The sequence below is a fragment of the Vibrio sp. 10N.222.48.A3 genome, from assembly GCF_041475345.1.
Lineage (GTDB): Bacteria > Pseudomonadota > Gammaproteobacteria > Enterobacterales > Vibrionaceae > Vibrio > Vibrio tasmaniensis_A.
This window is the reverse complement of record NZ_JBFRVX010000143.1, coordinates 1-8,265: the sequence shown is the minus strand read 5'-3', so window position 1 is coordinate 8,265 and position 8,265 is coordinate 1. Positions and strand designations below refer to the sequence as shown.

Below are 8,265 nucleotides of genomic sequence, written 5' to 3'. Positions count from 1 at the left end.
ATAAGCATTACCAGCTAGACGTGCCAGTGGCTCTTCAACCCCTTCCATGCGACCAATGGGTTGTTTGAATTGACGACGAATACGAGCGTAAGCACCAGTTGCTAATGCTGCAGATTTAATACCACCGGTTGAGTTTGAAGGCAGTGTGATACCACGACCAACCGACAGGCATTCAACCAACATACGCCAGCCTTGTCCTGCCATTTTTTGGCCGCCGATGATGAAATCGATAGGCACGAAGATGTCATCACCTTGAGTCGGACCATTTTGGAAAGGCACGTTGAGTGGGAAGTGGCGGTTACCAATCTCTACGCCTTTTAAATCGGTAGGGATAAGGGCACAGGTGATGCCAAGATCTTGTTTGTCACCAAGCAGACCTTCTGGGTCTCTCAGTTTAAAGGCTAAGCCTAAAACGGTCGCGACAGGCGCTAGAGTGATGTAACGTTTGTTCCAAGTTAGGCGCATGCCCAATACTTCTTCACCTTGCCATTCACCCTTACATACCACACCATAATCTGGGATAGAGCCTGCGTCTGAGCCTGCTTCTGGACTGGTCAGTGCGAAACAAGGGATCTCTTTACCTTCAGCTAGGCGTGGCAGGTAATGGTTTCTTTGATCTTCTGTGCCGTAGTGCTGCAATAGCTCACCAGGACCTAGTGAGTTAGGTACGCCAACCGTCGATGATAATACGCTCGAAACACCCGTTAGCTTCTGTAGAACTAACGACTGAGCGTAAGCTGAGAATTCTAAACCGCCGTATTTTTTCTTGATGATCATGGCGAAGAATTTATGGTCTTTTAGGTACTGCCAAACTTCTGGTGGTAAATCAGCAAGCTCATGTGTTACTTGGTAATCATTGACCATTTCACACACTGTATTGACTGGGCCATCTAAAAACGCTTGTTCCGCCTCAGAAAGTTTCGGATCCGCAATGTTTTGAAGCTTCTTCCACTCAGGCTTGCCTTTGAACAGCTCTGCTTCCCACCATACTGTGCCTGCTTCCAATGCCTCTTTTTCCGTCTGAGACATTGCTGGTAGAACCTTCTTAAACAAAGAAAGTGCTTTTTGGCTAATGAGGGTCTGGCGAATTGCTGGTACAGCAAAGATTGCAATGGCCAATAGATAACAAAGCCAGCCAGTGACTGCCACGCTGCCAAACAGGGTTAATGCGACCATTGCGCCAGTTAACACAATTAACGCACGGACCAGACTAACTCTATGGTAAAGACAGACGCCTAAGATGGCTGACATGCCGAGTAGGGAGAGCAATATGTTCATGATCGATTTCCTTTTCAGAGATCACTTATTGTTATTAAGTTTAGGTAAGAGGTCTAACCAGTCAAGTGTAAACAAAATATTAAATATTTGTAAAACTCCAAAGTGAATAAAAAGTGATCTCAATAGAGTTAAAGTTCTAATTGTGAGAGGTTGGTGGTGAATATTTGGACGGATCGGCAATGAGAGGTTAATAAAGGTGGCAATCTTTGGGCTTAAGTGTCGACACTATTTCATGTTTGTGGGTAAACTCAGTTATAAAGAGGGGAAAACCCTCAATTCTCATTTCACGCACTTTAAGTTGCGTCAAAAAACATAAGAGATAAGCCAAATGTACCAAGACCTAATCAAAAGTGAATTGAACGAAGCTGCTGACGTTCTGAACAAGTTCTTGAGTGATGACCATAACATTGCTCAAATTGAAGCTGCTGCAAAAATGATTGCAGATTCATTCAAGCAAGAAGGCAAAGTGCTTTCTTGTGGTAACGGTGGTTCACACTGTGATGCAATGCATTTCGCGGAAGAGCTAACAGGCCGATACCGTGAAAATCGTCCAGGTTTTGCTGGTATTGCGATTTCAGATCCGAGTCACCTGTCTTGCGTGAGTAACGACTTTGGTTACGACCACGTATTTTCTCGTTATGTAGAAGCCGTGGGTCGTAAAGGCGATGTGTTGTTTGGTTTGTCGACTTCAGGTAACTCTGGCAACATCCTAAAAGCGATTGAAGCTGCTCAAGCTAAAGGGATGAAAACCATTGCGCTGACCGGTAAAGATGGCGGTAAAATGGCAGGTTGTGCTGATATCGAAATCCGAGTCCCACACTTTGGCTACGCTGATCGCATCCAAGAGATTCACATTAAGATCATCCACATTGTGATTCAGCTTGTTGAAAAAGAAATGGAATAATAGTTTTACAGACATTTGGAGCCTAGGTTTGTGGCTCCATTGGTTTAAATAGGGAGTAGATTAAACCATGTGTGAATTGCTCGGTATGAGCGCGAATGTGCCTACTGATATTTGTTTTAGCTTTACTGGCCTTATGCAGCGTGGAGGCAACACTGGTCCACATCGTGATGGCTGGGGTATTACTTTCTATGAGGGGAAGGGTTTTCGTACATTTAAAGACCCTAATCCTAGTTGTGAATCAAAGATCGCTGAGCTGGTTCAAAACTACCCAATTAAGAGCCAAGCTGTTGTCAGTCATATCCGTCAAGCTAACCGCGGTGGCGTTAATCTAGAAAATACTCACCCTTTCACTCGTGAGCTTTGGGGACGATACTGGACCTTTGCTCACAATGGTCAACTAACGGATTATGATGATCTGATTAGTGGTCGATTCAGACCTGTCGGTGAGACGGACAGCGAACTCTCTTTCTGCTGGTTGTTGAAACAACTTGAAGACCGTTTTCCTGAACCTCCTCAAGATATGGAAGGTATGTTTCGCTTTGTCGCTGAGTGCTGTGACCAGTTACGAGAGAAAGGTGTTTTCAATATGTTGCTCAGTGACGGTGAGTACGTGATGAACTACTGTACGAACCATTTATACTGGATAACAAGACGAGCTCCTTTTGGTAACGCGAGCCTGATTGATGAAGATGTTGAGATTAACTTCCAAGAAGAGACCACGCCTAATGATGTGGTAACCGTCGTCGCAACTCAGCCTCTAACAGACAATGAAGAGTGGTTTAGAATGAAGCCGGGTGAATACGCGCTGTTTCATTTTGGAGAGTTAATTGGCAACAACCACCAAGCGTTGGAAGATGTCGCTTATGCTCCGAAGAAGGTGGCAAGCCAAGCGCCTACTGAACCATTGAGCTAATCTAGTCGATACTATTATTTGTCCTGATTAAAAAAGGCCGCTTACTGTACTAATAAGTCAGTGAGCGGCCTTTTTGTTTTCTGTTTTTTAAGGCTTATTCTTCCGTGATTTACTCTGGGAGAACAACCTTATTAATTACTCTTCTGCGTAACCGTGTGTACCTAATGTTTCACCGTCTAAGACAGCCCTCCCGTTTACCATCGATAAACGATCTTCAGCAAACCATTTACAAACCATCGGGTAAATACAGTGCTCTTGAGTCAGTACTCGGCTTGCTAACATGTCAGCATCATCATCTTCAAATACCGGCACCTTGGCTTGCAAGATTACAGGGCCACCATCAAGTTCTTCGGTAACAAAGTGGACGCTTGTACCGTGCTCTTTGTCTTGTGCATCAATGGCACGCTGGTGGGTGTGTAGGCCCGGGTATTTAGGTAACAGGGAAGGGTGGATGTTGACCATTTTACCGGCATAGTGACGAACAAATTCTGAACTCAAGATACGCATGTATCCCGCAAGTACGATTAAATCGGGTTGGTAAGCATCGATCTGAATCATCAATTCATGATCGAACTCTTCACGTGAACCATAGTTTTTTGGGTTCACAGAATGTGCGTCAACACCTGCTGATTTTGCTCTCTCTAGACCAAAAGCCTCTGCTTTGTTTGAGAAGACAGCTTTAACTGAAGCATCAATCATATTGCTATCACAGGCGTCCAAAATTGCTTGCAAGTTACTTCCGCTTCCTGAAACTAAAACGACGATGTTTTTCTTAGAGTGACTGTTATTCATAGAATGGCTGTTTTTCATAGAGTGGGTCATGCGATTGATTAACTGAACTGTTTACAATGTACCTACATAAACTAAGGTTTTCTGTGGGCCAAATAGCAAAATGAGGACCATAAGGTCCTCATTGATTAACTAAGTAAGTGAGCGTATCACTTATTTGATTTCAACTTGCTCTTCGCCAGCTTCAGCGTTTGCGATCTCACCGATAACCCAAGCGTTTTCGCCTTCGGCTTTCAGCAGTTCAACCGCAGCGTCTGCTTGATCTTTAGGTAGAGCAACAACTAGGCCTACACCACAGTTGAAAGTGCGGTACATTTCAAATGTCTCCACGTTACCTTTCTCTTGTAGCCAGTTGAAGATAGCAGGCCATTCCCAGCTCTTGCCATCAATCACTGCTTTAGTACCTTCAGGAAGTACGCGTGGGATGTTTTCCCAGAAACCACCACCTGTGATGTGCGAGATAGCATGAATGTCATGCTCTGCAATCATCTTAAGTGCCGATTTGATGTAAATCTTAGTCGGTTCTAGTAGGTGTTCACCGATAGTGCGACCTTCTAGCTCTTCACTCTTATCAGCACCAGAAACTTCTAGAACTTTACGAATCAAAGAGTAACCATTTGAGTGTGGACCACTTGAGCCAACAGCGATAAGTGCGTCGCCTGCAGCTACTTTAGTACCGTCGATGATGTCAGCTTTTTCTACAACACCAACACAGAAGCCGGCTACATCGTAGTCGTCGCCTTCGTACATACCTGGCATTTCAGCAGTTTCACCGCCGATGAGTGCACAACCTGCTTGAACACAGCCTTCAGCAATACCAGAAACAACATCTGCTGCTGTATCTACATCTAGCTTACCTGTTGCGTAGTAGTCTAGGAAGAATAGCGGCTCACCACCTTGAACGATTAAGTCGTTCACACACATTGCCACTAGGTCGATACCAATGGTGTCGTGTTTTTTCAGATCCAAAGCAAGGCGAAGTTTAGTACCAACACCATCAGTACCTGAAACAAGTACCGGCTCTTTGTATTTCGTTGGAAGTTCACATAGGGCGCCAAAGCCACCAATACCGCCCATTACTTCAGGGCGACGAGTGCGTTTAACAGCACCTTTAATACGGTCTACTAGTGCATTACCTGCGTCGATATCAACACCAGCGTCTTTGTAGCTTAGAGAAGAAGTATTACCACTCACGGGATAGTCCTCGAACTTAAGTTGGATGTGAAAACGGCGCTATTCTAACAGGGCTTGATTACGAAGAGCAAACGTTTGCGCGGTTTTTTTTATTAGAATAAAGATTCTGAAATAACCCCACAGTTCGTGTATAATCTACAGGTTTGTTTAAATATTGCCGGAGTTGGAAATGAAAGTTGTTGAAGTGAAACACCCGCTAGTAAAACATAAAATTGGCCTGATGCGTGAAGGTGACATTAGTACTAAGCGTTTTCGTGAGCTAGCGACAGAAGTGGGTAGCCTTCTAACATACGAAGCGACATCAGACTTTGAAACTGAACGTGTAACTATTGATGGTTGGAACGGCCCAGTAGAAGTTGACCAAATTAAAGGTAAAAAGGTAACAGTAGTGCCAATCCTACGTGCAGGTCTAGGCATGATGGATGGTGTTTTAGAGCATATGCCAAGTGCTCGAATCAGTGTCGTGGGTATCTACCGTGACGAAGAAACATTAGAGCCTGTACCATACTTCAACAAGCTAGCATCTAACATTGATGAGCGTATTGCTCTAGTGGTTGATCCAATGTTAGCAACTGGCGGTTCTATGATTGCAACTCTTGACCTTCTAAAAGAGCAAGGCTGTAAAGTATTTAAAGTACTGGTACTTGTTGCTGCCCCTGAAGGTATCGCTGCACTAGAAAAAGCGCACCCAGATGTTGAGCTTTACACTGCTGCAATCGATGAGAAGCTAAACGACAAGGGCTACATTGTTCCTGGTCTTGGCGATGCTGGTGATAAGATCTTCGGTACTAAGTAATTCGGTTTCAGCTTAAGTTACGCTAAACCGTTTCTTAACTCGCTGAATTAGCCGTATTAATAAAAAGGGAGAGCATTCGATGCTCTCCCTTTTTTGATCTTGCTAGCTTGTGATGCTCTTAATTGAGGATCACAAGCCTCTACAGTTTGTTGACTTGCAGTTAGTCGATTTGGGCTTTGTCTACTACGGTGTTGTCGCCTAGCTCTTCAGGAAGGACTAGGTTCAGTAGAATAGCAACGATACCGCATAAGCTTACGCCTTGCAGGCTAAAGTCGCCGATGCCAAATGCCATGCCGCCAATACCGAAGACCAAAGTAATGCCGACAATCACAAGGTTGCGTGATTTGTGTAGGTCAACTTTGTTCTGAATTAGAGTATTCAAGCCTACCGTTGCGATTGAACCAAACAGTAGAATCATGATGCCGCCCATCACAGGAACTGGGATTGTTTGTAATAGAGCGCCTAGCTTACCTACTAATGCTAGAACAATCGCTGTTACTGCAGCCCAAGTCATGATCACTGGGTTGAATGCTTTGGTCAGCATTACAGCCCCCGTTACTTCACTGTAGGTTGTATTTGGTGGAGCGCCCAACATAGAAGCTGCAATCGTTGCCACGCCGTCACCAGTTATTGTGCGGTGTAAACCTGGCTTTTTAAGGTAGTCTTTACCGGTTACATTCGAAATAGCAAGCATGTCGCCTACGTGTTCAACAGCAGGTGCAATTGCTACAAATACCATAAAGAAGATAGCGTTGATGTTGAACTCTGGCGCTGTGAAGTTAGGTAGAGCTAACCAAGCGGCCTGAGCGACAGGGGTAAAATCAACGACACCGTATACTAAGCTCGTTACATAACCAGCCACAATACCGCCGAAGATCGGCAGCAGCTTAAGAAAGCCTTTCGAGAAAACACTGATGACAATCGTTACCAGTAATGAGATAGAAGAAATCCATAACGCTGCGTCTGCATCGATAAGCTGAACCGCACCATCGCCTGTTTTACCTAGCGCCATGTTTACCGCAACAGGAGCAAGACCTAAGCCGATCACCATGATTACAGGGCCAACTACGACTGGGGGAAGCAGTTTGTGGATAAAGGCTACACCACGTACCTTAATTAAGGCACCCATTAATACATACACAACACCTGCCGCCATAAGGCCGCCCATAGTTGCACCTACACCCCAAGTTTGAATGCCAAACATGATAGGTGCGATGAATGCAAAAGAAGACGCAAGGAAAATAGGTACTGAACGGCGTGTAATAAGTTGGAATAAAAGGGTACCGATACCTGCACCAAAGAGCGCTACGTTGGGATCAAGGCCTGTCAGCAGGGGCACCAGTACAAGTGCACCAAAAGCGACAAATAGCATTTGCGCACCTTGCAGAGCATTTTTCATGTTATGTCCTTAAAAATGGTCGTTATATGAAAAGCGAAAAATAAAATTCGCGGGATTCTATCACTTGGCAATCGGTTGCTATGTCAGATAGATCAAATTTATTTATATTAGTTATGTTTATCTCTATCAAAATAAGAAAAATTCAGTTTACAAGTGAACGATTTATCATGGTCAGGTGATATTTTATGGTTATTAAACACAGTGGGGGCTAACGACCTTGCCCCTCAATCCATAGTTGCTTATCATCAAGGCACAAGCTTTGAATATTAGGATCAATATGCGCTACATAGCATTGTTGTTGATGGGACTATTAGCCTCTCCGAGTTATGCCTTAACTCAAGTAGATATCTTTAGTGCTGAAGTTGCGATTAACGCTGAAGACAAACAACCAGAACAAGTGGCAAGAAATACTGGCATGGAGCAGGTATTGATACGTGCTACTGGCCAAACTGATGTCGCGTCGAATGAGACGATTCAAAAGGCGATGCGTAAGAGTGCGCAGTACATGTCTCAAATGAGTTTTGGCGAAAGCAATGACCAATCAACATTGCGTATGCGTTTTAACGGTGCTCAAATTCGTTCACTACTGACTCAAGCGCAATTACCGTACTGGCCTGATACTCGCTCAAATATTCTTGTTTGGCTGGTAGAAGAGAGTAACTACGACAAGAACATTGTCTGGGAACACTCCAACTCACTGTTAGCTGTAGGCTTACAAGCCAATGCAAAAGAGCGCGGTTTGCCTTTGATGTTTCCTGTTGGTGATTTTGATGATGTTACGGGAGTGGCCACCTCGGATTTGTGGGGCAGCTTTGTCACACCGATTAGCAACGCGAGTCAACGTTACCCTGTTGATGCTGTTTTGGTGATTAAGGCACAGTCTTCTGGATTACGCTGGACTTTGTATGATCAAAAACCAAACCAACTGACGAGCGCGCCAACATCGCCTGTGAGTGGTTCGGTATCGGGCAACAGCGCGACGACTTCTAAGA

Annotated in this window: 8 protein-coding genes; 4 read left to right on the top strand and 4 right to left on the bottom strand. The window is 44.5% G+C overall.

The window, feature by feature from the left end:
- On the bottom strand, window positions 1-1,278 hold a 1,278-nt coding region (locus tag AB4653_RS05410), incomplete at its 3' end, for an acyl-CoA dehydrogenase (RefSeq protein WP_372103510.1).
- Window positions 1,279-1,606: 328 nt separating this feature from the next.
- Here AB4653_RS05410 and lpcA point away from each other — a divergent pair.
- On the top strand, window positions 1,607-2,182 hold the full coding sequence (gene lpcA, locus AB4653_RS05405; protein WP_009847390.1) for a D-sedoheptulose 7-phosphate isomerase: 576 nt from the start codon (window positions 1,607-1,609) through the stop codon (window positions 2,180-2,182).
- Between the two features lie 67 nt (window positions 2,183-2,249).
- Window positions 2,250-3,095: a class II glutamine amidotransferase gene (locus AB4653_RS05400; protein WP_009847389.1), complete on the top strand. Its 846-nt coding sequence runs from the start codon at window positions 2,250-2,252 to the stop codon at window positions 3,093-3,095.
- 135 nt (window positions 3,096-3,230) lie between these two features.
- Here the strand turns inward: AB4653_RS05400 and purN are convergent, their stop codons facing one another.
- On the bottom strand, window positions 3,231-3,917 hold the full coding sequence (gene purN / locus AB4653_RS05395) for a phosphoribosylglycinamide formyltransferase (protein WP_086027545.1): 687 nt from the start codon (window positions 3,915-3,917) through the stop codon (window positions 3,231-3,233).
- Between the two features lie 120 nt (window positions 3,918-4,037).
- Entirely contained in the window at window positions 4,038-5,078 is a 1,041-nt protein-coding gene (purM, locus tag AB4653_RS05390; RefSeq protein ID WP_008222945.1) for a phosphoribosylformylglycinamidine cyclo-ligase, read from the bottom strand.
- Between the two features lie 169 nt (window positions 5,079-5,247).
- On the opposite strand from purM, the gene upp reads away from it, so the two are divergent.
- Window positions 5,248-5,874 carry a uracil phosphoribosyltransferase gene (gene upp / locus AB4653_RS05385; protein ID WP_009847387.1) on the top strand — a complete coding sequence of 209 codons (627 nt, stop codon included), beginning with the start codon at window positions 5,248-5,250 and terminating at the stop codon, window positions 5,872-5,874.
- A gap of 160 nt (window positions 5,875-6,034) precedes the next feature.
- Here upp and AB4653_RS05380 read toward each other — a convergent pair whose 3' ends face one another.
- Window positions 6,035-7,273 (bottom strand): uracil-xanthine permease family protein, encoded by a 1,239-nt coding sequence (locus AB4653_RS05380; protein ID WP_004734317.1) that lies wholly within the window; start codon window positions 7,271-7,273, stop codon window positions 6,035-6,037.
- 277 nt (window positions 7,274-7,550) lie between these two features.
- On the opposite strand from AB4653_RS05380, the gene AB4653_RS05375 reads away from it, so the two are divergent.
- A partial coding sequence (locus tag AB4653_RS05375) for a DUF2066 domain-containing protein (RefSeq protein ID WP_372103507.1) occupies window positions 7,551-8,265 on the top strand: 715 nt, incomplete at its 3' end.